Annotated in this window: 26 protein-coding genes; 22 read left to right on the top strand and 4 right to left on the bottom strand. The window is 32.3% G+C overall.

Annotated features, from left to right (window positions below):
- The first annotated feature begins 330 nt into the window (after window positions 1-330).
- The 21 genes from lysA to abc-f all read left to right on the top strand — a co-directional run bounded on the left by lysA (window position 331) and on the right by abc-f (window position 17,444).
- Window positions 331-1,554: a diaminopimelate decarboxylase gene (lysA, locus tag ACODSB_RS10230; RefSeq protein ID WP_053471072.1), complete on the top strand. Its 1,224-nt coding sequence runs from the start codon at window positions 331-333 to the stop codon at window positions 1,552-1,554.
- A gap of 215 nt (window positions 1,555-1,769) precedes the next feature.
- The gene (locus tag ACODSB_RS10225; RefSeq protein ID WP_488936954.1) at window positions 1,770-2,243 is read left to right on the top strand and encodes a DUF6934 family protein; all 474 of its coding nucleotides are present in this window, start codon (window positions 1,770-1,772) and stop codon (window positions 2,241-2,243) included.
- Complete coding sequence (locus ACODSB_RS10220) at window positions 2,240-2,401, top strand: hypothetical protein (protein ID WP_488936953.1); 162 nt, start codon at window positions 2,240-2,242, stop codon at window positions 2,399-2,401. The genes ACODSB_RS10225 and ACODSB_RS10220 overlap by 4 nt, the downstream gene beginning before the upstream one ends.
- A gap of 238 nt (window positions 2,402-2,639) precedes the next feature.
- Complete coding sequence (locus tag ACODSB_RS10215; protein WP_488936952.1) at window positions 2,640-3,857, top strand: T9SS type A sorting domain-containing protein; 1,218 nt, start codon at window positions 2,640-2,642, stop codon at window positions 3,855-3,857.
- A 230-nt stretch (window positions 3,858-4,087) separates the two neighbouring features.
- Complete coding sequence (locus tag ACODSB_RS10210; protein ID WP_488936951.1) at window positions 4,088-4,402, top strand: GIY-YIG nuclease family protein; 315 nt, start codon at window positions 4,088-4,090, stop codon at window positions 4,400-4,402.
- Between the two features lie 243 nt (window positions 4,403-4,645).
- On the top strand, window positions 4,646-5,182 hold the full coding sequence (locus ACODSB_RS10205) for a hypothetical protein (RefSeq protein ID WP_488936950.1): 537 nt from the start codon (window positions 4,646-4,648) through the stop codon (window positions 5,180-5,182).
- 387 nt (window positions 5,183-5,569) lie between these two features.
- The gene (locus ACODSB_RS10200; protein ID WP_180856468.1) at window positions 5,570-5,962 is read left to right on the top strand and encodes a helix-turn-helix domain-containing protein; all 393 of its coding nucleotides are present in this window, start codon (window positions 5,570-5,572) and stop codon (window positions 5,960-5,962) included.
- A gap of 92 nt (window positions 5,963-6,054) precedes the next feature.
- Window positions 6,055-6,417, top strand: a complete 363-nt coding sequence (locus ACODSB_RS10195; protein ID WP_488936949.1) for a hypothetical protein — start codon at window positions 6,055-6,057, stop codon at window positions 6,415-6,417.
- A 5-nt stretch (window positions 6,418-6,422) separates the two neighbouring features.
- A complete protein-coding gene (locus tag ACODSB_RS10190) occupies window positions 6,423-7,376 on the top strand; it encodes a hypothetical protein (RefSeq protein WP_488936948.1) in 954 nt (317 codons plus the stop codon).
- A gap of 48 nt (window positions 7,377-7,424) precedes the next feature.
- Complete coding sequence (locus tag ACODSB_RS10185; protein ID WP_488936947.1) at window positions 7,425-7,880, top strand: hypothetical protein; 456 nt, start codon at window positions 7,425-7,427, stop codon at window positions 7,878-7,880.
- 153 nt (window positions 7,881-8,033) lie between these two features.
- Window positions 8,034-9,194 carry an acetyltransferase domain-containing protein gene (locus ACODSB_RS10180; protein WP_488936946.1) on the top strand — a complete coding sequence of 387 codons (1,161 nt, stop codon included), beginning with the start codon at window positions 8,034-8,036 and terminating at the stop codon, window positions 9,192-9,194.
- Between the two features lie 119 nt (window positions 9,195-9,313).
- A complete protein-coding gene (locus ACODSB_RS10175; protein WP_488936945.1) occupies window positions 9,314-9,781 on the top strand; it encodes a DUF1572 domain-containing protein in 468 nt (155 codons plus the stop codon).
- 215 nt (window positions 9,782-9,996) lie between these two features.
- The gene (locus tag ACODSB_RS10170) at window positions 9,997-11,184 is read left to right on the top strand and encodes a hypothetical protein (protein WP_488936944.1); all 1,188 of its coding nucleotides are present in this window, start codon (window positions 9,997-9,999) and stop codon (window positions 11,182-11,184) included.
- Between the two features lie 142 nt (window positions 11,185-11,326).
- The gene (locus tag ACODSB_RS10165; protein ID WP_053471085.1) at window positions 11,327-11,653 is read left to right on the top strand and encodes an ArsR/SmtB family transcription factor; all 327 of its coding nucleotides are present in this window, start codon (window positions 11,327-11,329) and stop codon (window positions 11,651-11,653) included.
- Window positions 11,643-12,143, top strand: a complete 501-nt coding sequence (locus ACODSB_RS10160; protein ID WP_488936943.1) for an SRPBCC family protein — start codon at window positions 11,643-11,645, stop codon at window positions 12,141-12,143. The genes ACODSB_RS10165 and ACODSB_RS10160 overlap by 11 nt, the downstream gene beginning before the upstream one ends.
- 44 nt (window positions 12,144-12,187) lie before the next feature.
- The gene (locus ACODSB_RS10155; protein WP_488936942.1) at window positions 12,188-12,691 is read left to right on the top strand and encodes an SRPBCC family protein; all 504 of its coding nucleotides are present in this window, start codon (window positions 12,188-12,190) and stop codon (window positions 12,689-12,691) included.
- An 84-nt stretch (window positions 12,692-12,775) separates the two neighbouring features.
- On the top strand, window positions 12,776-13,645 hold the full coding sequence (locus ACODSB_RS10150) for an alpha/beta hydrolase (RefSeq protein WP_488936941.1): 870 nt from the start codon (window positions 12,776-12,778) through the stop codon (window positions 13,643-13,645).
- A gap of 1 nt (window position 13,646) precedes the next feature.
- Window positions 13,647-14,333, top strand: coding sequence for a GNAT family N-acetyltransferase (locus ACODSB_RS10145; protein ID WP_488936940.1), 687 nt, complete (start codon window positions 13,647-13,649; stop codon window positions 14,331-14,333).
- A 136-nt stretch (window positions 14,334-14,469) separates the two neighbouring features.
- Complete coding sequence (locus ACODSB_RS10140; RefSeq protein ID WP_488936939.1) at window positions 14,470-15,294, top strand: hypothetical protein; 825 nt, start codon at window positions 14,470-14,472, stop codon at window positions 15,292-15,294.
- A gap of 40 nt (window positions 15,295-15,334) precedes the next feature.
- Window positions 15,335-15,703: a nuclear transport factor 2 family protein gene (locus tag ACODSB_RS10135; protein ID WP_488936938.1), complete on the top strand. Its 369-nt coding sequence runs from the start codon at window positions 15,335-15,337 to the stop codon at window positions 15,701-15,703.
- A 151-nt stretch (window positions 15,704-15,854) separates the two neighbouring features.
- Complete coding sequence (gene abc-f, locus ACODSB_RS10130) at window positions 15,855-17,444, top strand: ribosomal protection-like ABC-F family protein (protein WP_488936937.1); 1,590 nt, start codon at window positions 15,855-15,857, stop codon at window positions 17,442-17,444.
- A 123-nt stretch (window positions 17,445-17,567) separates the two neighbouring features.
- Here the strand turns inward: abc-f and ACODSB_RS10125 are convergent, their stop codons facing one another.
- Together ACODSB_RS10125 and ACODSB_RS10120 are read right to left on the bottom strand one after the other, a co-directional pair.
- On the bottom strand, window positions 17,568-19,103 hold the full coding sequence (locus tag ACODSB_RS10125; RefSeq protein WP_488936936.1) for a YifB family Mg chelatase-like AAA ATPase: 1,536 nt from the start codon (window positions 19,101-19,103) through the stop codon (window positions 17,568-17,570).
- An 80-nt stretch (window positions 19,104-19,183) separates the two neighbouring features.
- Window positions 19,184-20,155 carry a Gfo/Idh/MocA family protein gene (locus ACODSB_RS10120; protein WP_488936935.1) on the bottom strand — a complete coding sequence of 324 codons (972 nt, stop codon included), beginning with the start codon at window positions 20,153-20,155 and terminating at the stop codon, window positions 19,184-19,186.
- A 316-nt stretch (window positions 20,156-20,471) separates the two neighbouring features.
- Here ACODSB_RS10120 and ACODSB_RS10115 point away from each other — a divergent pair, with 316 nt between their 5' ends.
- Window positions 20,472-21,788, top strand: a complete 1,317-nt coding sequence (locus ACODSB_RS10115) for an ammonium transporter (protein ID WP_053471095.1) — start codon at window positions 20,472-20,474, stop codon at window positions 21,786-21,788.
- Between the two features lie 380 nt (window positions 21,789-22,168).
- Here ACODSB_RS10115 and ACODSB_RS10110 read toward each other — a convergent pair whose 3' ends face one another.
- Window positions 22,169-24,235: a protein-disulfide reductase DsbD family protein gene (locus tag ACODSB_RS10110; RefSeq protein ID WP_488936934.1), complete on the bottom strand. Its 2,067-nt coding sequence runs from the start codon at window positions 24,233-24,235 to the stop codon at window positions 22,169-22,171.
- A 23-nt stretch (window positions 24,236-24,258) separates the two neighbouring features.
- Entirely contained in the window at window positions 24,259-25,569 is a 1,311-nt protein-coding gene (tilS, locus tag ACODSB_RS10105; protein WP_488936933.1) for a tRNA lysidine(34) synthetase TilS, read from the bottom strand.
- Window positions 25,570-25,720 lie beyond the last annotated feature (151 nt).

Here is a 25,720-nt window from a genome sequence, read left to right as displayed (position 1 = left end):
TTTCAAACATAGCCCGTGGTTTCAACCACGGGAAACGTTACGGATTTGACGTAATTATATATTGCGTTCCCGTGGTTGAAACCACGGGCTGTGTTTCTAGCATTTTGCGAAAAATCTACAATTAAAATTTGTGGAAATTCGTGTAATTCGTGGCAAAAAACCTTTGTATCTTTGTATCTCTGCCCCTTTGAACCTCTTACTACGTTACAAAATTGGAAAACAAGCAACTTTTTGTTTAAAAACAAACAATTTGTTACAATTTGTTATTTTTCTACAAATAATTTGCAGTTAGTTAAAAGTGTAATAACTTTGCTCAAAATGATTTAAAAAATGCAAGCAAAAGATTTACTGCAGTTAGCAGACCAATTTGGAAGTCCATTATATGTTTATGATGCCGAAAAAATCCAATCTCAGTACAATAGGTTAACTAAAGCTTTCTCTAAGGTAGAAAACTTAAGAGTTAATTACGCCATGAAGGCATTGTCAAACGTTGCGATTCTTCAGCTATTAAAGAACATGGGGTCTGGTTTAGATACTGTATCAATTCAGGAAGTTCAGTTAGGACTTCATGCTGGCTATGAACCCGAAAGAATTTTCTTTACACCAAACGGAGTTTCTCTTGAAGAAATTGAAGAAGTTGCCGCAATGGGTGTACAAATCAATATCGATAATTTATCTATTTTAGAACAATTCGGAACAAAACATCCTCATATTCCGGTATGTATTCGTATTAATCCACACGTAATGGCGGGCGGAAATGCTAATATTTCAGTAGGACATATCGATAGTAAATTCGGGATTTCTGTTCACCAGATTCCGCATATATTGCGAATTGTTGAAAATACAAAAATGAGCATTGTTGGAATTCACATGCACACAGGATCTGATATTTTAGATATCGAAGTATTCTTGTATGCAGCCGAAATTTTATTCGATACTGCAAAACACTTCAAAGATTTACAATTCTTAGATTTTGGAAGCGGATTCAAAGTGCCTTACAAAAAAGACGATATCGAAACCGACATCGAAGAATTAGGTAAAAAATTATCAAAAAGATTCAATTCTTTCTGTGCAGAATATGGCAGAGATTTAACGTTGATTTTCGAACCAGGAAAATTCCTGGTGAGCGAAGCAGGTTTCTTCTTAGCAAAAGTAAACGTAGTAAAACAAACAACATCAACGGTTTTCGCCGGAATCGATAGTGGTTTCAACCACTTAATCCGTCCTATGTTTTACGGCTCACAGCATTATATCGAAAATATCTCTAATCCAAAAGGAAAAGAGCGTTTTTACTCTGTTGTAGGATACATTTGCGAAACTGATACTTTTGCCAACAACCGCAGAATCTCTGAAATTACCGAAGGCGATATTCTTGCTTTCAGAAACGCCGGAGCATATTGTTTCTCAATGTCATCCAACTACAATTCAAGATACAAACCAGCCGAAGTTCTTTGGATGAACGGACAAGGAATCTTGATTCGTGCACACGAAACTTTCGAAGATTTACTTAAAAATCAAATTCCGTTACCGCAAGAAGTTGCTGCAACAGTTTAAAATAAAAAAAAGAGAATATCACCGAAGTCCCGTTTCTTAATTGAGACGGGATTTTTTTATTGTAGATTTTAGAGTTCATATTTTAGAGTTCATATTTTAGATTTATAAACGTCTGTCAGGCTGAGCGAAGTCGAAACTCTTACATAAAGTTTTTATTCTAATTTAAAATAATATCATTTCTAAAATATTATATTTGTAAGAAATTATTTAATTGAATGAATTACAATAAATATGACATTACTAAAGATGAATCATCTACAATATTTAATTTTATAAGTGTTGGAAATAAAGGCAATTTTAGGAAAGTCGTAGCTTACTCAGCTACAAAAAATCCTTCGATCTATAATCTTGGTTTCGGAGATTTAAAATATGATCCTTTAACAAAAAAACACATTATAGATGATCAAGTTACAAATGATAATGGAGATATTAAAATTGTTTTAGCAACTGTAGCCAAAACTGCTTATGAATTTACAATCGTGAATCCACATATAACTGTATTCTTTAAAGGCAGTGATGCCCGAAGAACAAAGACGTACAAACGAGCCATAATGTTAAATCTAGAGGAATTATCAGAAACTTTTGATATATTTGGGGCAAGAATAATAGATAATGATGAAATCATAGATGAACCATTTGATTATAAAAAAGACTTTGATGGATTTCTAATTAAAAGAAAGAAGAAATGAAAAGTGTAAAAAAAATAGTTAAAGTAACAAGAGTAGTTAATAAAGATTCAAAAGTTACTGTAGATACATCACTTAAAGAACTTAAAGATATTAAGTTTAAGTCAGGAAAAACAGATGAAATAAATAAACTGAATTTTAAACTAAGTTTTAATTCTTAAACAACATAGCTTAAGCACAAGCATATCCCGTTTCTTAATTGAGGCGGGATTTTTTTTATTACCTATTTTTATTAATTATTCCATACTGTTTTTTAATATTCTCAAAAATGAGATCTTAGAAAGGTCATTACATAAGGATCTAAAAATCTAATATTTATAGAAAACATAATTTTAATTTTACAAGAAAAATATTATTTTTGAAACGACAATTTTGTAAAATAAAACTTAAATAAATTCTATGAAACAAATCTACTTATTCTATTTATTTCTTATTGCAAATGCAGTTTTGGCACAAAATACCTGGAAACCTAAATACACTTTTCAGGATAATTTTTCAACAAGCGAAGTGTTTTTCGTAACTTCAGAAAAAGGCTTTGTAGGCGGTTTTAGCAATGATGCAAAAGCTTCTCTTTATTATACTGATAACGGAGGAACTACATGGACTGAAATCTTTAAAAAGAACAATGTAAAATTTCAATTAACAAGTCTTTTTTTCATTAACGAAAACCTCGGATGGGCAATTCAGGGCTCTGATCTCTACAAAACCGTAAACAATGGCGGCGTATGGTCAAAAGTAACGATAAACTTTACCCAAAATGGGTCTTTAAAAAAGCTTTTCTTCAAAGACCAAAACAATGGTATATTAACAACTTCAAAAGGGATATTGGTTACTACAGATGGAGGAGCAACATGGTCATTAGAGCAATTTTTTGACAATAGCAATAATCTGTTAGTATTTGGCAATTATAGCATTGACCGTGCTACAGGTAAAGGATACGCTATTGTAAATGATAAATTCATTTATGAAACAGCAGATTACGGAATAAACTGGACTCAGGTATTTACGATGCCAGCAACGGCGATTACTCCAAAAGCATATAAATTGACTAAAATTGACTACAGAGGTGTGGCTGTTGGTGACTATTTATACAATATTTTTGGTACAGATGAATATGACGGAACTACTTTTGTAAAAACAGATGACGTCTGGCAGAAAGTACCGAATAACTTCCTTCGCTTTAATCCGGCTGCATCATTTTCAAATGATTTATTCTTTGGTTATACCGAAGGTAAAATATATAATGCTGTAATAAAAGAGGTTTCTTATACTCTTCCTAGCGGTTTTATTGCAGATTTTAGTTTTATCGATAATATTGGCTACGCTATTGGCGTACAATCAATTTATAAATACGATGCAAGTGTTTTATCAACAGAAAAATTCGACTACAATAAAAACTTAATTATCAGAAATACGGATAACAAAACAATAATTTTTAATACTACTATTTCAGAACCCGTTTCCTATTCTATTTATGACATTTCAGGAAAATTAATCTCAAAAGAAAACAATATACTTTTGGATAATAAAACTGTAAATTTCAAAAATACCGGAGTTTATCTTGTAAAAATAACTCACAACCAAAATGTTATAAGTAGAAAGGTTCTTATAAACTAAGAAATCCAAATATGAAATTAAATCCCGCTCCTTAATTAAGGCGGGATTTTTTTATTGCAGGTTTTAGATTTGTAAACGCCTGTCAGGCTGAGCGAAGTCGAAGCCTACACAAAGTAACCGCCAAGTTTGTCATTTCGACGAAGGAGAAATCTCCGCAAGTAACTCTACAAAGCAGATAAAACACAAAGAAAGAAAATTCTTAAAATTATTTTTATCTTTAGCAAAAGAAAATGCATTTACAAGACGGTTATCATACTTATTACCTCTACATAATAACAAACAAATCAAAAACCGTTTTCTACACTGGAGTTACCAATAATTTGAGAATTCGTTTAAGTCAACATACACATAATAGTATAAACGGAAACAAAACCTTTGCATCAAAATATAATGTTACATTCTTATTATATTACGAAAAACTCACTTGGATTCAAGAAGCAATTGCTCGTGAAAAAGAAGTAAAAGACTGGCGTAGGGAAAAGAAAATTGATTTGATAAAGACGATTAATCCAAATCTCGAATTTTTGAATTATTTATTTGCATGATTTTATAAGTAAATCTCTGCATAGGATTTCCATGCTTTGTAGAGTTACTTGCGAAGATTTCTCCTTCGTCGAAATGACATACTTTGTGGTTAAACCTTTAACAAATTTCTATGCAATCTTGTTAATAATTAATGCTTAAAATAGAAATTCAATAGTTTTTATTATCACCCAAAAACATAATGATGTTTATTGATTATAAAAAGTAAAAGTATGTTCTTTGTATAATCTTGAAATGAATCAATTATGAAGAAAAAACTTTTTATTCTTATCTCTATTTTGGCAATAAGTTGCAGCAATGACAAAACAGATACTCAAACCGAAAAAACTTCTATAAATTTAATAACAGGAATTAATCTTAGAAAAACCTCTGACGATTCAGAGTTACAATTACAATTCGGGAACCCCAATATTTTAACAAATAACAAGTTTTTAATTTATCCTAATCCCGCAAGTGAATCCGTTTATATTTTAGCACAAGAAAATGTTACAGATGTATGGTTAGTATCAGCAAATCCTGAAAAAAATTATCAAGATGTAAATTTCAACAATATTTTGAATACAAATTTATACAGCGAACAATCAATTATCTCGCATTCAAATTTTTCTCTTAACAAACAATCTTCAAAGAATTTTAGCGTGAATATCAGTACTCTTGCAAAAGGATATTACAAAGTATTCATTAAAATTGGAGGAATAATTTATTGGGATAACTTATATAAATATGAAAATGGAGGTGATAATGAAGAACAATTTAATACAATAAAAAATTTTTGGAAATAAATTACTCCTGCTAACCAGAGGAAAAAACAAGAGTATAATTTACTTATAAATAATCATTTTGAATTATAAAAACTTATGGGAATATTTGACTTCTTAAAAACAAAAAAAGTAAATGACTAAACATTCAATTCATCACAATTCCAAAATGAAATTTTAGCTTTTGCTTTATGGAAATTTAATGAAACCAATGATTATTATAAAGTTGAAAAAGAATTATGGGGAATACAAGATTTTGATTTAAGTAAAAAACAGATTAAAATTATTATTGAAAAACTAAAAGTTTTCAATGAGAAAAAGAATTAAATCATCAAAATGTAAATTCAAAATATCAGAAAAAACATATTTTCATTTCATTCATGTAAAGAAAAAATTAAATACCTTTGAATTATGAGCACAGCGACAAAACCAAAACACATTGGCAGAAACATTAGCCGAATCAGAGAACTTAAAGGTATGAAGCAGGAAGCACTTGCACAGGCAATTGGTTCAAACCAACAGGCAATATCCATTATTGAAAACAGTGAAACTGTAGATGAAGAAAGACTTGCAAATATTGCAAAAGCACTTGGCGTTACAGTAGAAGCGATTGAAAGTTTTTCGGAAGAAAATGTATTTAACTATTTTAATACTTTTAATGAATCAGTTTCAAATAGCAATTTTGGTCATAATAATATTTGTAATTTCAATCCTCTTGATAAAGTTGTTGAACTTTACGAACGTTTAGTTCAGGCTGAAAAAGACAAAAACGAATATTTAGAAAAATTACTAAAAGGAAAATAATTCCTCAACAATAAAATTCTACAAAAGCACAACTATCTTATGATTTTGTGCTTTTTTTGTAAACGAAAAACAAACTATCAAAAACAAACAAAATGAAACCACAAATACGAATCCTACTTTATTCAATTCTCTTTTTTTTATATCTTACTGCAACTTCCCCTTTGTTATTGCTGGGCGAAAAATTAAAAACAGATCCATACATCACTTTAGGTTGCGGGTTTGCGGTTCTTAATCTTATATATGCATTTTTAGCTTTAAAATGGAAACCTTTATTAAATATACTTTTCGCTGTTGGGATTGCTGCTTTGGCTTTATTTCTGGCCTTGAAGTTTACAAATTTACATTTGCTTTTAAATTACGATCCGTATCAGGTTAAAACGGCAATATTTGCTAATGCTGTGTTTTCAATTATTTTTTGGGAAATTGTTTATCAGGTGAAAATTAGAAGAGGATAAAAAATATGAAAAACCTACTTTTCTTAGTACTCTTTTTATTCTTCTTCCAAACATCTTACTGCGATGTTGTCCCCGAAAACACACATTATTATGGAAAATGCGTCAAAATAATAAACATTGATGAGTTTCCGGATTATTCTTTTATTGGCTATATAAAGCAAGTATCAGGAGACCATTCTACTGAATCGTATATTATAAATTCTAAAGATTGTATTCACAAAGGATATAAATTCAACATGTTTTATATCGTGGCTGCCAAGAAAAGTTATCTTTTAAATAAAAATTTAGATACTATTAATTGGCTGGAGGATAAAAATGTTCTGAAAGCTAATATTTCTATTGGCAGCGAGGGCGGATACACTGATAATGATGACCCAATGTCTTTTCTCGAAGAACAGTATAAAATTGTGAAACTTACCAAGACAAGAATTATATTATATAAATGCAAAGAATTATTTGAGTATAGTAATGGAGAACCGTTTTCGGTAAAAGAATATGCTTATGAAGAACAAAGCAAAAGCGATGTTTATCCTTTTAAAAATGATGACAGAGTAATTGAAATTTATGCAAACACTAAAATATTTCATTTTTTACTCGCATTGCTGGTTACAATTTTCATCGAAACCCTTATTTTATTTCTTCTATTTAAAACCAAATACAAGAAACTAAGCATAACAAATAAGCTGTTATTAATTACAGGATTCATAACTTCATTTTCAACTTTGCCTTATGTTTGGTTTGTTTTTCCGGCCTTTATATCATCAAGATTTCCTTATATCGCATTTAGCGAATGTTTTGCAATTATTATCGAATCAGTTATAATTTATAAATTACTTAAAATAGATTTTAAAAAGGCACTTTTAGCTTCTATAGTCTGTAATGTAGTCTCATTTTCAATCGGACTGCTTATAAATTGGAACAGTGTTTATGATATTATTCTGAACTTTATAAACTCCTAAATTAATATCAAATTAAAACTATAAAAACTTAACCTAAACCAAAAACCTATGAAAATTACGATTCCCCTATCGGCATTATTCTTATTATTTACGGCAAACGTATTCAGCCAAACTCTCGCAGATTTAAAACTAAAAGCCAAAGAAATTCCAAAAGGCTACGCACCTAACGACGGTCAGATTTGTGTTACTCCGCAGGCTTGTAATTTTTATACAGATATTGAAACGTACAGCAACATTGTGGGAACCGTAAAAAGCAAACTAATTCAGAGTTTTAAAAACAGAGCAGACAGCGGTTCTATCATGTATTTTGAATTTGATCACGTTTTTAAAGGCGACCGTTTTCTACAAGGCTTATTATGGGGAAAAGACGGTCAGCCAACAGATGAACATCCGGAAGAATATCTGGCAAAAGGAAAATTTCTAATCATTTGGAGTTTTCATCCCGACAGCCCAATCAAAGAAAAATCTGAAGCCAAAATAGAAGCGATTTTGAATAAGATATAAAACCTAATCTGAGTTATTTTAAATGGGCAATTTTAATTGCTTTAGAGCCCGAAAATAAAAATTTATGATGCCCTAAATTTCGATTATTTTTTACTGGGAATACTTTTACAAAAAATCATTAGATTTACTTTTAAGTATTTAAAAATCAAAATCATGAAACGACATCCATCAATAGACATTGTTCGCGGAATTGTAATGATTATTATGGCTCTTGATCATGTGCGTGATTTGATGCATGTCAATTCGATCACGCAAAGTCCCACCGATTTAGCGACTACTTCACCTGTATTATTTTTTACCCGTTTTATTACACATTTATGTGCACCCACTTTTGTTTTCCTGGCAGGAACTTCGGTTTATCTTTCACTTCAAAACAAAAATAATTTTACCGAAACCAGACAGCTTTTATTAAAAAGAGGTCTTTGGCTCATTCTGCTTGAATTTACAATCGTCAATTTTGGATTGTTCTTCGATATTGGTTTTCACACACTATTATTTGAAGTGATAGCTGCAATAGGTTTTGGGTTTATAGCTTTAAGTTTATTACTCAAAATCCGTTCTAAAACACTTGGAATAATAGGATTGCTGATTCTCGTTTTTCACAATCTTTTACCGCTTATTCCATTTGCAGAAAATTCAGTTATAAAAACTGTTTTAGCACCTTTTTTTAGTCCGGTTGTGTTTCCGTTTTCAGGAAGAGCTTTCATCATGGGATATCCGCCGATTCCTTGGCTCGGAATTATGCTTGTTGGTTTTGCAGCAGGAAAATTCTTTGAATTGGCAGAAGAGAAAAGGAAAAAACTATTCACAAAAATTGGTTTAAGTACTTTAGTCCTATTTACAATAATTCGCTTTATAAATATTTATGGCGACCCCGCTTTATGGACAATACAAAAAAATGCTGTTTTTACATTTTTGTCTTTTATTAATGTGACCAAATATCCGCCTTCACTCCTATTCTGTTTGGTTACTTTGGGCATTACTTTTTTACTTCTTGCTTTTGCAGATCAATTTCACAGCAAAGTTAAAAAGGTGACTTTAGTTTACGGAAAAGTACCTTTATTTTATTTTGTCATTCATTTTTATGTTATTCATATTTTAACCTTAGGCATGCTTATTATACAAGGTTTTGATTGGTCACAATTTGAATTTGCTTCTGGAACTTTCGGAAGACCTAAAGGCGTAGAAAGCGGGTTACCACTTTGGGCTATTTATTTGATTTGGATTTTTGTTGTTGGATTGCTTTACAAACCTAGTCAATGGTTTGGAAAATATAAGGCCGAAAATAATTTTTGGTGGCTGAAATATATTTAAATAATTAATGAAAAAAATAACATCTTAAAGGACTTAAGAACTCAAAAAAACAACGGTAAATACGAATGGGTTCAGCAGGAATAAATCAATTCTCATTATAGATTCTAAAATATTGAAATATGAAAAACACTGTAGAAATTGCCAATCGTTTTAGAGAAACTATTTTAAACGGAACCTGGATTGCCAATACCAATTACAAACACCAGCTCGAAAATTTAGACTGGAAAATTGCTGTAACTCCGGTAAAAAACCTCAATACCATTTCAATTTTGGCGCAGCACATTCATTATTACATCAACGGAATTAATAATGTTTTTAAAGGCGGACCTCTGGATATAAAAGACAAATTTAGTTTTGACTTCCCTCCCATTACTTCGCAGGAAGACTGGAAGACTTTTTTATATAAATTCTGGAATGCTGCCGAAGAATTTGCCTCTTTTATAGAACAAATGCCCGACGAAAAATTAGATCAGGTTTTTGTAGATGAAAAATACGGAACGTATAAAAGAAATATCGAAGCCATGATTGAACATAGTTATTATCATTTAGGACAGATTGTTTTGATTAAAAAGTTTTTAACTGAGTAAGAAAAAGGCAGAATCTTTCTAATTTCTTATGAAAAATTATTGTTCTTGCCTAGCCCCGATAGAGCCGGTATCCTCGTAATGAAATGGAGAGATAAAGGCGAAAGCGGGACTAAAAGTAATTCTGGAAAACGGAATCCTCTGCTTCTAAAAAATTTAAAAAAGGCATAGTTGTTGAAAGTTAAAAAAGATATATTTACACCTTCAAAATGAATATCATGCAAAAAATTACTTTTTTATTTTCTATATTATTTTTAGCCTTTTCTTCATGCGGCGTTAAAACAACTCAAGCTTTAATAAGCGATGGTAACTACGACGGCGCAATTGATCGCGCTGTCGAAACTTTGAGAACCAATAAAGATTCTAAAGGAAAACAAGATTATGTGTATTTGCTTGAAGAAGCGTATGCAAAGGCAAAAGACCGAGATTTACGCGATCTTGATATGATGTCAAAAGAAGCCAATCCGGCAAATGCAGAACGCATTTATAATACTTATTTACAGCTAAATAACCGTCAGGAAAAAATTCGTCCTTTACTGCCTCTTCGTTTATTGAAACAAGGAAAAAATGCCAGTTTTCCGTTTGATAATTACTCAGATCAAATTGTGAGCAGCAGAAATGCGCTTTCAAAATATTTATACGAAAATGCTTCGGCGCTTTTAAAATCAAACAATAAACTGGATTTTAGAAAAGCGTATGATGATTTTTTCTATCTGGAAAGCATAAATCCGAATTACAAAAACACCAAAAAACTGATGGACGACGCTCAGTTTAAAGGAACTGATTTTGTGGATGTTTATGCAAAAAACGAAACTAATATGGTGATTCCGAAACTGCTTCAGGACGATTTACTGGATTTTAAAACTTACGGACTTAACGATAAATGGACCGTTTACCACAGTGCGCGACAAAAAAATGTAAATTATGATTATAGTTTGATCATCAATTTCAAAGATATTTTTATTTCGCCAGAGCAGATTAAAGAGAAGGAATTTATTAAAGAAAGGCAAATTAAAGATGGTGTAAAAACACTTCTTGACAGTCGCGGAAGACCTGTAAAAGACAGTTTAGGAAAAGAAATAAAAGTAGACAATTACAGAACGCTTCGTGCCAATATTTACGAGTTCAGACAATATAAATCTTGTCAGGTAACGGCAAAAGTAGATTATGTTGATTTAAAAACGAATCAGTTACTGCAGACTTTCCCCGTAAGCAGCGAGGTTATTTTTGAGAATATTTATTCGACTTATAAAGGTGACCGAAATGCCTGCGACGATAACTACATTTCGTATTTTAATAAACGTGCCGTTCCGTTTCCAAACAACGAACAAATGGTTTATGATACTGGCGAAGATCTAAAAGCAAGACTAAAAGATATTATTGTTCGAAATAAATTTAGAGGATAATTTAATACTACACAAAAGGCGCATTTTATGCGTTTTTTTTCTTTTATAAACCTCTCACATAAAAAAAATTGAAAAAAAATAATTGCGCAACCAAAAAGTTGCTTATATTTGCAACTGATTAGTTGCGTAAATTATATTTAAAATGAAACGAGATATATTTCAGGCCATTGCAGATCCTACACGAAGAGCAATTTTAGTTTTGGTTTCTGCCAATGCATTAACACCAAATGCTATTGCAGATCAATTTAATACGACAAGACAGGCGGTTTCAAAACACATTAAAATTTTAAATGAATGTGAATTACTCGACGAAAAAAAAGTGGGCAGAGAAATTTATTATCAGCTCAAAATTGAAAAAATGAAAGAAGTTGATCAATGGCTGGAACAATTCAAAAAGATTTGGGAAAGCAGATTTAGTCAATTAGATCAAGTATTAATTAATCTAAAATCTAAAAAAAATGAAATCTAATCTAGTAATGAATTTTGAAGTTGACAAAGAAAATAAAACCGTAAATATAAAACGTGAATTCGACGCATCACTTTCAGATGTTTGGTCTGCCTGGACAGAAGCTGAAATTTTAGACCAATGGTGGGCACCGGCGCCGTATAAATCTAAAACAACAGTTATGGAATTTAAAGAAGGCGGAAAAAGATTGTATGCCATGGTTGGTCCGGAAGGTGATGAACGCTGGAGTATTTTTGAATATTCTTCGATTTCTCCTAAAACAAACTTTAAACATGCTACCACTTTTTGCGATGCGGAAGGAAATCCAAATTCAGCTTTTGGAAGTTCTTATTGGGATTTAACGTTTTCTGAGCAAGGCGATTTGACAGTTGTTGATATTGCAATAAGACGATACAGCTTTGAAGAATTAGAAAAAATAATCGAAATGGGTTTCAAAGAAGGAATTACAGCCACTATGCAAAGTCTGGATAAAATCTTTGAAGCACGAAAATAAAATAGTTTCAATAAAGTAAGAATGAATTTAAAATCTAGAGAATTATGAAATCAAATCTTTTAATGAATTTTACTGTAGATAAAGAAAATAGTACCGTAAATGTAAAACGTGAGTTTGACGCATCATTAGCAAATGTTTGGTCTGCATGGACAGAACCTGAAATTTTAGATCAATGGTGGGCGCCGGCTCCGTGGAAATCTAAAACTAAAAGTATGGATTTTAAAGAAGGCGGACGCAGAATATACGCTATGGTTGGCCCGCAAGGCGAAGAACATTGGGCAATTGCCGATTTTACTTCGATTAGTCCGAAAACTAACTTTAAATATCTGGACGCTTTTAGCGACAGCGAAGGAAACTTAAATACTGATTTTCCGAGATCAAACTGGAATGTAAATTTTTCTGAAAAAGGAAATTCAACTATTGTTGATATTGCCATCAAACATGAAAATTTATCTGATTTAGAAAAAATTATCGAAATGGGTTTCAAAGAAGGATTTACAATTGCAATGGAAGGTTTAGACAAAATTTTTGCAGAGAAGGCAAAATAATCTGTTCAAATGATAGGAAAGACGAAAGCTGCAAAAAATAAAAATTGTAACTTTCGTCTTTTATAAATCATTTTTACTTCCATAATGAACAAGTTTTTTATCCTCACTTTTTTACTTCTTTCTTCAACTCTAATTTTCAGCCAAAACAGTAAATCTAAAACTACAGAAACGACTAAACCTTTTGTTTTAGGTGTTATAGATGAAATTCAATCTAAAGAATTAGGCGAAAATAGAATTCTAAACATTTATCTTCCTGAAGGTTATAATCCTAAAGATCAGGAAAAATATCCCGTAATTTATTTATTAGATGGTTCTGCCGATGAAGATTTTATTCATATTTCGGGTTTAGTACAGTTTAATAGTTTTGAATGGATTAATCAGGTTCCAAAATCGATTGTTGTAGGTATTGCAACTGTCGACAGAAGAAGGGATTTTACTTTTCCAACAACTGTTGAAAAGGATAAAAGCCGATTTCCAACAACCGGACATTCAGATAAATTTATTGCTTTTATCGAAAAAGAATTACAGCCTTTTATTGATAAAAAATACAAAACCAACAATTCTAAAACCATTATTGGTCAATCTTTAGGCGGATTGCTGGAAACCGAAATCTTATTTAAAAAACCGTCTCTTTTTAATAAATATGTAATTGTAAGCCCGAGTTTATGGTGGGATAATGGTTCTATTTTAAATCTGGATTCTGAAATTTTTCAGGAGAATTTCAAACAAAATATTGAGATTTATATTGCTGTAGGCAAAGAAGGACTTGCGCCAACCCAAATGCCGAGAGTTATGGAAGTTGATGCTAATTTATTGGCCGAAAAAATAAAGGCATCAAAAAGCAAAAACATTAAAAGTTATTTTGATTATTTCCCTGCAGAGAATCACAGTACGATTTTACATCCGGCAGTTTCGAATTCTTTTAAATTCTTTTACCCGCAAAGCAAAGAATAAAATGAACAATACAGAAGAAAATAAATTAGATAATCCCGTTTGGAATTCGTTGTCTGAAAGCCATGCTAAATTTGCTTTTGACTATAACGGAACCAAATTTTATAATCCGGATTATTGTCCGTTTGGAGGATTTTTAGACCTTGAGAGCACTTTAGAATCAGCAGAAAAATATGCTTCGTTATGTGAAAATTTCTTTATTGTTGGCGAAAAACCTAAAATAGCTGACACTTTAAAATTGGTAAAAGAACTAGTTTGTCTTCAAATGATTATCCATCAAAAAATTCAAATAACATTTGATAATGAAATCATTAAGCTGAATGAAGAGCATTCAGCAGAATTATTTGATTTAGTAAATTTAGTTCAGCCTGGATATTTTAAAACCAAAACACCTTTGTTAGGTAATTATTACGGAATTTTCAATGATGGAAAATTAGCTGCAATTGCTGGTGAACGCATGAAAATGAATAATTTTACAGAAGTCAGCGCCATTATTACGCATCCGGATCATACTGGAAAAGGCTACGCTAAACAACTGACTTCGCATGTTGTAAATAATATTTTTGATGAAGGTAAAATTCCGTTTTTGCATGTTGTTGAAAGTAATATTGGAGCTGTCAAACTATATGAAAAATTAGGTTTTGTTACCCGAAGAAAAATGAGTTTTTGGAATATTTCTAAAAAAATCTAAAATTTACTTTCATTTAAGAACAGATTAAGGTCTAAAAAATAATAAGAAATTTCACTTGAAAAGAAATAGCAGATTATTAAAAATTTCTATATTTATCCAAAATTAAACATTACCAAAAACCACAATTTTGAAACAAATGAAACTACTTAAATTTTTATTTCTTGCATTGTTTATAATTTCTTGCTCTAATGATGATGAACCTGTAAATAATCCAGATAATGAATCTTTACTTAAAGAAATAAACCCAGATTTATTTTACTCTGACTTTGTACCTGTTAATCCGGGAGTAATGAAGTTTACTTTAGAATATGATTCAAACCAAAGGTTAACGAAAAAAAATGGTGGCTTTTTTGCTGTTGCAGGTTCAACTGGTTACAACAGAGTGTACACAAAAGATGTTTACACTTCTTTCGTTTATTCAAACAATACAGTAACTATCGAAGATTTTTCGACTTCTCCAGATTTTCAAGTAGGAAAAAACACCAAACTAATTACTTTAAATTCTGCAAATCAAATTATTGCGAAAGAAATCCCAAATACATCCAGTCCTTATTTGGCTAAAAAACAGATTTTTACATATAGCGAAAATAAGCTTGTAAAAATAACTACAACTTATCCTAATGTCCCTTATGATGCTTCAGATCCAAATGATTATGTTAGATCTTATGAGGAGAATTTTTATTATGATGCAAATGGTAATTTGACAAAAACCGAATATCTTGAATTGCATAAGGGAGTAAGTAAGGGAGAAAAAATCATCAGAACTTTTGAAGATTATGACAACTCAACAAATCCTTTCAGAAAATTACAATTATTAGACGAATGTTTCTATCGTTCTCTTTCAAAAAATAATTACAGAAAATATACAGAAACCAAATACTATGATGCTGCTTTGAGCTATGAAAGCAGCAGAACCTGGGTTTTTACTTATGAATCAAATGGGCAAATAAAGATCAAATAATACGATTAAAAAATTATTAATTTAGTTTGAAATTTTAATCATGACACCAAATAAACAAACCGTAAACGAATACATGGCTGCTTTTATGGTAAGCGATCATGACAGAGTTCTTGCTTGCCTTACTGATGATGTAATTTGGGAAATGCCCGGAATTTATCAGCATGTGGGAAAAGAAGCATTTGATAAAGAAATTGAAAATGAGAACTTTGTAGGCAGTCCAACGATTCAGATTATAAAATTAATTGAAGAAAATGATATCGTAATTGCCGAAGGTGCTGTTCAGGGAAACATGAAAAACGGAAATAAACTGGATGCCGTTTTTTGCGATGTTTTTGAAATGGAAAATGGAAAAATTAAAAAGCTTACCTCCTATTTAATGTCGAAAAATGCCAATTTAAAGTTTGAATAATCTGATATTCAAATCTTAAAAAATATTTTTTATATCTTTGCAACACTAATAAACCGCACAAACTCTATGTGAATAAAAATTTCTTTCGGACAATTTTAAGGTAAGCCCAAAAACGGTTTGCTCATTTGTTTATTCCTTAAAGAAAGAAATTATGGTTATTTTACAGAATATCTCATACCTGCATTCAAACAAAGATTTATTGTTTGATAAAATTACTTTTACAGTTAACCGTCATGAAAAGATTGCTTTAATTGGCAATAACGGCGTTGGAAAATCAACATTATTAAAAATTATTGCTGGCGAATTACAGCCTGCCGACGGTTTATTAAAAACAGATTCTAAACCTTATTATCTGCCGCAGATATTTGGGCAGTTTAACCATCTTACAATTGCACAAGCCTTGCAGGTTGAAGATAAGTTGAATGCGCTTCAGGAAATTCTTAACGAAAATGTTTCTGAACAAAATCTCAACACTTTAAACGACGACTGGACAATTGAAGATCGCTGTAATGAAGCGTTGCAGTATTGGCAATTACAAGATTTAAGTTTAGATCAAAAACTGGAAACGTTAAGCGGCGGACAAAAAACAAAAGTTTTTCTGGCCGGAATTTCAATTCATGAACCTGAACTGGTTTTACTCGATGAACCGAGTAATCATTTGGACATTTCGGGAAGAGAATTATTATATGGATTTATAAAAAACACTTGTTCAACTTTAATCATAGTAAGTCACGATCGAAAACTATTGAATTTGCTAAATTCTGTTTACGAATTATCTAAACACGGAATTACGGTTTACGGCGGTAACTATGATTTTTATGCCGAGCAAAAACAAATTGAAAATAATGCTTTGAGTCAGGATATTCAGAGTAAAGAAAAGGCTTTGCGTAAAGCTAAAGAAAAAGAACGTGAAACGCTGGAACGTCAAAACAAACTGGATTCCCGTGGCGAAAAGAAACAGAAGAAAGCCGGAGTTTCGAGAATTATGATGAATACTTTACGAAACAATGCCGAAAACAGCACAGCAAAAACGAAAGGTGTTCATGCAGAAAAAATCGGCGGAATCTCAAAGGATTTACAAGAATTACGTTCGGCTTTACCAGATATTGATCAAATGAAATTTGGCTTTGACAAAACCAATCTTCATAAAGGGAAAATACTTTTTACAGCGACTGAAATTAATCATGGTTACGAAAATCAATTGTTATGGAAAAATCCACTCAATTTTCAAATTCTAAGCGGACAGCGTATTGCCTTAAAAGGTTTAAATGGCTCCGGAAAAACGACTTTGATTAAAATAATCATGGGCGAATTACGACCTAAAACAGGAACTGTCTACAAAGCTAATTCTAAAATAATTTACATTGATCAGGATTATTCGCTTATTGAAAATGAAATTTCGGTTTATGAACAAGCTCAGAAGTTTAATGTTTCTGGTTTACAGGAACATGATATAAAAATGAAACTGAATAAATTTCTGTTTTCGCAAAATGACTGGAACAAACCTTGTTTCGCTTTAAGCGGAGGAGAAAAAATGCGCTTGATGCTTTGTTGTTTAACAATCAATAATCAAGCACCGGATATTATTATTCTGGATGAACCAACAAATAATCTTGACATTCAGAATATCGAAATCCTGACGGCTGCCATCAATGAATACAAAGGGACTTTAATTGTGGTTTCGCATGATGTTCATTTTTTGGATGAAATACATATTGAAGATTTTATTGAGTTGAGTTGAGTTGAAATTAAGCGTATAATTTGTCATTCCGAGGAACGAGGAATGACAAGACTGCGCAGAACTTTGTCAAAGTTTGAAACTTTGACAAAGTTTTCACCTCAAAGCCTTACAATCTAAAATCAATTATCCCAGCCATCCCTCACGATCCAAACTTCGATATTGAATCGCTTCGGCGATATGCTGCGAAATTACAACCGGAGCATTATCTAAATCAGCAATCGTTCTGGCAACTTTTAAAATTCTGTCATACGCTCTTGCAGAAAGGTTTAAACGTTCCATGGCATTTTTTAAAAGTTCTTTTGATTTTTCGTCTAAAGCGCAAAAATCACGAATTAATTTACTACTCATTTGCGCATTGTAATGGATATTTTCTATCTCTGCAAAACGTATTGTCTGGATTTCGCGTGCGGCGGTTACACGCTTACGAATTTCTACACTGCTTTCGGCTTTTCGGTCGTCTGCCAGTTTATCAAACGGAACCGGGGTAACTTCAATATGAATATCGATTCGATCTAAAAGCGGACCTGAGATTTTACTCATGTAACGCTGCATTTCGTGTGGCGAAGAAGTATTGGGCATACTTGGATCGTTGAAAAATCCACTCGGACTTGGATTCATACTCGCCACAAGCATAAACGATGACGGATAAGTTACCGTAAATTTAGCACGCGAAATTGTAACTTCACGATCTTCAAGCGGCTGACGCATAACTTCTAAAACATCACGTTTAAATTCCGGTAATTCATCTAAAAACAAAACGCCGTTGTGCGCCATAGAGATTTCTCCCGGCTGCGGATAACTTCCGCCACCCACTAAAGCAACATTAGAAATAGTATGATGCGGACTTCGAAACGGACGCTGATTCATTAACCCAACTTCTTTTAATTTTCCTGCAACACTATGAATTTTAGTGGTTTCGAGTGCTTCGCGCAAAGTCATTGGAGGCAAAATACTCGGAACACGTTTTGCCAACATTGTTTTTCCGGCTCCGGGCGGGCCAATTAAAATAATATTATGTCCGCCTGCAGCCGCAATTTCCATACAACGTTTTATACTTTCCTGTCCGCGAACGTCTGAGAAATCAAATTCTGGGAAATCCAGGGTTTTGTAAAATTCGGCTCTTGTATCAATTACGGTTGGTTCAAGAGTTCCTTTTCCTGCGAAAAAATCAATTACTTCTTGCAGATTCGAAACGCCGTAAACATCTAAACCGGCAACAATTGCAGCTTCTTTTACATTTTGAATCGGCAGAAAAAAACCTTTATAGCCTTCTTCTTTTGCTTTTATGGCAATGGGTAATGCGCCACGAATAGGCTGTAAACTTCCGTCAAGAGAAAGTTCACCCATAATAACATATTGTTCAATTTCCGGTGCTTTTATCTGATCTGAACCAACCAAAATTCCCATTGCAAGAGGCAAATCATACGCAGAACCTTCTTTTCTAAGGTCGGCGGGCGCCATATTTATCGTGATTTTTTTCCCGGGAAAACTTAAATTATTATTTTTGAGGGCTGCCGCGATTCGGTAACTGCTTTCTTTTATGGCATTATCCGGAAGACCAACTAAATGATAACCAATTCCTTTATCCATATGAACCTCGATCGTAATCGTTGTAGCTTCTACTCCAAAAACGGCACTTCCGTAAACTTTTACTAACATAATATTCCTTTCATTAATTGTTTTTAAAACTAATGAAAAAAAATATTAAATTGTAAATATTTTATTACAAATAAAGAATTTTAAAATGGAAGTCTAATCTGTGTTTTAATCTCCTCAACAATCTTACTCAAATCCAAACTATTTTGATGTGACCAAAGTTTACTTTCAATTTGATTATTTCTGATACAATTATTGCATTCCATAATTTCATGAGTATATCCTTTCCCAAGAGTCGGCAAATTATAAACTGATTCTTGTTCCTCTTTAAAAACAGAATATCCATCAGCCATAAACCACGGCGAATTCAATTCGATTCGGCCTTGTGTTCCACTAATTAAAGCTTTCATATCAGATTCTGAAAATATAGAAGAATGTAAAACTGATTGTGCTTTTTCATATTGCAAAATCATCGAAGTCTGTAAATCCATTCCGTTTTTATGATAAACCGCTTTTGCAATTATCTCTTTCGGAATCCCGAATACTATATAGGAGAGAAATAATGGATAAACGCCAATATCAAATAATGCCCCGCCTCCGCGGTTTTTATCAAAAAGTCGGCTTCCTTCTATATCATTTCCTATAAAAGCAAAATCGGCTTTTATGTAATTGGGTTCGCCAATAATTCCACTTTCAACTTTTGACAAAACATCCTGAACAGCCGGAATAAATCGTGTCCAGAAAGCTTCCATAAAAAACTTGTTATGTTTTTTAGAAGCTTCAATCATAAGCTCGGCATCTTTGTACGAAAGTGCAATTGGTTTTTCGCATAAAACATGTTTACCACTTTCAAGTGCTTTTATAGATAATTCAGCGTGCGAATCGTGAGGTGTTGCGATATATACAATATCAATTTCTTTGTCCTCAAAAATTAAATCATAAGAATTATACATTCTCATAGCATTGAATTTTGCTCCAAATTCTTCTGCTTTCAAAATATCCCGTGAAGCAACAGCAAGTAATTCTGCATCTTCAACCAATAATAAATCTGCTGCAAATTGATGTGCAATGTTTCCCAGACCAATTATTCCCCACTTTATTTTCTGATTTTTCATTCTTAAATTTTAATTACAAAAAGTGTTAAAAACATTAAATATAATTCAACAATAAATCTAATTAGATGTTTTTAGATAACAAACAACAAGTTTAACTCAAAAAAGTGTATTAAAAAAATAGGAAAAATATTCGATTTCATAACTAAGTAAAAAAAAAAGCTGCTAAAATGTAAATTTTAAGTCTGTTTTAACAAATACATTCAAAATTGAAGGGGTTAAATTTAAAAATTAACAAAAATTAAACATTAGACTCTATTTTATTAGGGGGTATTAAATCATTTTATACTTTTATCAAAAATTTTAAAACTAAATAACTATGCGAAAAATTATTTTAAGTGTGATTCTTATCACTATTTTGGTACTAACCTTTATATCGAATTTCATCATCGCCGATAACCCAATTCCGGCAGAAGCTGTAAAGTTTGATACGGGAGATACGGCTTGGATGATCGTTGCAACTGCTTTTGTATTGTTAATGACTCCAGGATTAGGATTTTTCTACGGAGGTATGGTAGGTAAGAAAAACGTTATCAGTACTATGCTTCAAAGTTTTATGGCAATGGTAATTGTTACAATTTTATGGGTTGTTGTTGCTTTTGGATTGGCTTTTGGTCCTACAATTGGAGGAATCATCGGAAATCCATCTTCTAATTTATTCTTTGAAGGTGTTGGAACAAACACTGCATGGAGTCTTGCACCAACGATTCCGTTTATGTTATTCGCATTATTTCAGGCCAAATTTGCCATCATTACTCCTGCGTTAATTACAGGTGCTTTTGCAGAACGTGTACGTTTCTGGGCTTATTTGTTATTCATGGTTTTATTTATAATTGTTATATATGCTCCTTTGGCTCACATGACCTGGCATCCTGATGGAGTTTTCTTTAAAATGGGAGTTCTTGACTTCGCTGGCGGAACTGTAGTACACATGAGTGCTGGTTGGGCTGCATTAGCCGGAGCTATCTTTTTAGGAAAAAGAAAAATTCAAAAAGTTAATCCTGCGAGAATTACGTATGTATTATTAGGAACAGGTTTATTATGGTTTGGATGGTTTGGTTTCAATGCAGGATCTGCATTAGGATCAAATGGTTTAGCTGTACAGGCTTTAGGAACAACTACTGTTGCTGCTGCCGCTGCTGCAATGGCTTGGGTTTTCCTTGATAAAATTTTAGGACACAAATTATCTGCACTTGGAGCTTGTATTGGAGCTGTTGTAGGTCTTGTTGCCATTACTCCTGCTGCTGGTTTCGTTAGTATTTCTCACGCAATCTTCATTGGTTTATTTGCTGCAATTGTAAGTAACCTAGTAGTAAGCAAATTCCCTAAAGGAAAAATCGATGATGCTCTTGATGTATTTGCTTGTCACGGTGTTGGTGGTATGGTAGGTATGCTATTAACTGGTGTTTTCGCTTCAAAAGCTATTAATCCGGTTGTTGGTGATAACCAAGGTTTAATCTTCGGAACTCCAACTTTATTTATCAACCAATTAACTGCTTTAGTTATCGTTTCAATCTTCGCTTTTGTAGGTTCTTATATTTTATTCTTTATTGTAAATAAAATTACTCCTCTAAGAGTTACTGAAGAAAAAGAAGAATTAGGTTTAGATATCTCTCAACACGGAGAATTCTTATAGAAAATAATTTTTATATACTACTTGCTGATAAAAAAAGCACTCTATATTATTTAGAGTGCTTTTTTGTTTGAATTAACCTTTTATATTTTAGATTTTAGAGTGTAGATTTTAGATTAAAAACAGATCTAAAACATAAACTTCTTAAAACATAGTCCCCGGTTTCAACCGTGGGACGCATAGAATAGAGATTTGATATTGATTATATTCTTCCCGCGATTTCAATCGTGGAACACATCATAAAATCGAGATTTGATATTGATTGTGTTCCCGCGGTTGAAACCGCGGGCTATATTTCTTAAGGTGCTAAGATTTTAAATCTTTAGATAGATTAAGAATTAGGATATCTCTTAATTCATAATTCCTAACTCACAATTCATAACTTATTTAAAGTTAGCAATTCCCTCTTTTAACCAATTTAAATATTCATCTGCACTTACATAGCTAATTGTTGGTTTAGAAGTATGTAAATTATTTCCTTCTAAGTCAGTAATAACATATAAAGGCTGTGTATTGGTTTTATATTTTGAGATCATAAAATCTGTCCATTTATCGCCAACTGTAATGATTTTGTCTCCGGCAGCGGTTACAAATTGTTCCTCTTTTGGCAATTCGCGTTTATCATCAACATAAAGAGAAATCAAAACAACATCATTTTTCAGGATTGGTAAAACCGTTGGTTCAGACCAAACGTTGTTTTCCATTTTTCTGCAGTTTACGCAAGCATAACCCGTAAAATCAAGCATAATTGGCTTATGGATTTCTTTTGCATACGCTAATCCATCTTCGTAGTCGTGGAAAACCATAATTCCGTGTGGGCCTAATTCTGCACCTTCAGGAAGGCCTTTTACATCGGTACTCAAACCTGAATTACCAGATCCTCCTACTCCAAACGGACTTTCGCTGTATTGCGGCGGTGGCGGAAATGCACTGATTAATTTTAATGGTGCTCCCCAAAGTCCCGGAATTAAATAAACTGTAAATACCAAAGTAAGTAATCCCATATACAATCTTCCAACAGAAATACGTTCTAACGGGCTATCATGAGGTAAGGTAATTTTTCCAAATAAATATAATGTCATTGCTGCGAAAATTGCGATCCAAATCGCTAAGAATACTTCCCTTTCTAAGAAATGTAATTGTAAAACTAAATCGGCGTTTGATAAAAATTTAAATGCAAATGCTAATTCTAAAAAGCCTAAAACTACTTTTACGGTATTTAACCAGCCTCCAGATTTTGGTAATGAATTTAACCATCCCGGGAACATAGCGAACAACATAAACGGAAGTGCTAATGCAGAAGAAAATCCTAACATTCCAACAGCTGGAGCAATACCTCCATTTGTCGCTGCTTCAACTAAAATCGTACCTACAATTGGTCCTGTACATGAAAAAGATACAATTGCTAACGCTAATGCCATAAATAATATTCCTATTATTCCTCCTCTATCGGCTTGCTGATCAGCTTTGTTTGCCCACGAATTTGGAAGCATAATTTCAAAAGCACCTAAAAACGAAGTAGCAAAAATAACTAAGATCACAAAGAAGATAAGATTAAACCAAACATCTGTTGACAATGCATTTAGGGCATCTGCACCAAATATTTTAGTAACAATCAATCCTAAACCAACATAAATTACAATAATAGCAATACCATAAATAATAGCATTTCTTATTCCAGCAGCTCTTGTTTTACTTTGTTTTGTAAAAAAGCTTACTGTCATTGGAATCATTGGAAAAACACACGGCGTCAATAATGCAGTGAATCCAAACAAGAAAGCAACAAAAAAGATTGACCATAAACTTCTTGTAGGTGCCGGAGCAGGAATTTCTTCTTTAGCCTGAGCTAACTTTTTATCTGTTTCTATTACTTGCTTTATCTCAGAAGCAGGAGCTTTTGCAACCGTATCAATTGCTAAACCAACTCTTTTAGTTTCATCTAATTGTGCTGGTGCTACAACCGGAACTTCATCCATTTTAAAGGTTGAAGGAACTGCAATAGAAAATTTCTTATTTGAATTGATACAAACTTCTTTACAAACCTGAAAATCAAAATCAACATCAACCGTTTTTAAATTCGGGTTAATGATTTTTATTTCCTGTTCGATATGCGCTTTTCCTTCAAAAAAAGTTTCATTTACGCCAAAAACATCATTAAAAGCGGTTCTGGTTTTACCTTCTTTTGCTTTTCCTACTAACTCGTAGTTTCCTTTTTGGTTTTTAAAAGCAATTTCTAATGCAAGCGGTCCACCTTCCGGAGTGAATTGCGAATACATATGCCAGTCTTTTTCGATCGTTCCGTCGAAAATTAAAACAGCATTATTTCCTTTTTTTTCAATTTTAGAAGTCCATTTTACCGGCTCTAAAATTTGAGCATTACTTGCTAAAGCAAAAAAGAAAAACAGAAAAAAGACAGTGATTTTATTCCAGATACTCCTAGAAAGTATCATTTGATGGTTTTGATTAAAGTTCATTATTGCAATTCTATTTTAAGTATTTTATTTGTGGTGTTTTTTATTTTAAAACGTTCATCTTGCCGAATTCCAACAATCCAAACAATTTGATTATCAGATGCTAAAATCCATGTTTTTTCCTTTTCGATCAGCGATAATTTTTCGTCTTTAAAAAGCTTGCTTACTTTTTTAGATTTTCCATGCATTCCAAAAGGCTGAAAAACATCTCCCTCATTCCATCTACGTAAAATCAAAGGAAACCGGATTTTTTCGGCGTCCACAAAGATAGCTTTATTTGAATCTATTGTAATGTCGTCTACCTGACAAAGCTTCAATTTTAAGGGAAAATTAACTTCTGTATCGTTTGCAGCAATTTTAAATTCTTCTTTTTCTGATATTTCTGAAACCGGGCTTAAAATCAAAGTTTCTCTGTTTTTCAATAATCGAAATTCATCTGAAAGAACTTGTTTTCCGGATTGCCCTTCAACTAAATCGTAAATATCATTCCACGCCGAAAAACCAAATTCATTCAGCCATTGGTATAAATACGATTTATAATTGGGAAGTTTTTTCAATTGATTCAAATCGAAATGAATATCGTCGCCAGCTTCTTTTGCAACTTGCTGATAAATCATAATTGACGCATCTTCAACCATAACATGTGATTCCTGCAAATACGATTGTGTTTTTTGAAATGCGTTTAAAAAATTGGGATTGATTTCTTTTAGAATGGGAACTAAATCGTGACGAATTTTATTTCGCAAATATTTATTTGAAGCATTGCTGCTGTCTTCTCTCCATTTGATATTGTTTTCTTCGGCATATTTCAGAATTTCTTCTCTTGAAAATGGCAGAAGCGGACGTATTATTTTATCGTTTTCTTCCGGAATTCCGGTTAATCCTTCTAATCCTGTTCCACGGGTTAAATTGATAATAAAGGTTTCCAAGTTATCATCAGCATGATGCGCTGTTAAGATATAATCGAAGTTTTTTTCTTCCAGAAGTTCATAAAACCAGCTGTAACGAAGTTCTCGCGCCGCAACCTGAGTCGAAAGTTTATAATCTTTTGCAAAAGCCTCAGTATCAAACTGCGTTATAAAAACAGGAATGTTATTTTGGTCGCAATATTCCTGAATAAAATTCTGATCACCGAAACTTTCTAAGCCGCGAAGCTGGAAATTACAATGTAAAACGGCAATTTTATACGGTAATTGTTTTAGTAAATGCAATAAAACCATACTGTCTAAGCCCCCGCTGACAGCGAGAAAGAGCTTTTTCCCGGCTAAAAATGGAAATCTGGATTTGATATGGTTTTGGAATTTTGAAAGCATTTGATAAAAGTAACAAATTAAATTTTATCTATTTTTAAATGAAATGTTAAGCAGTGATTTTTTTGTTTGCCACGAATTACACTAATTTTCACGAATTATTTTTTTGCCACAGATTTAAAGGATTAAAATGATTTATTTCTAAACTGTAAGT

It is taken from the genome of Flavobacterium sp. FG68 (assembly GCF_057808895.1).
Note: the sequence above shows the minus strand (reverse complement) of the source record. Positions and strands in the feature narration are given on the sequence as shown.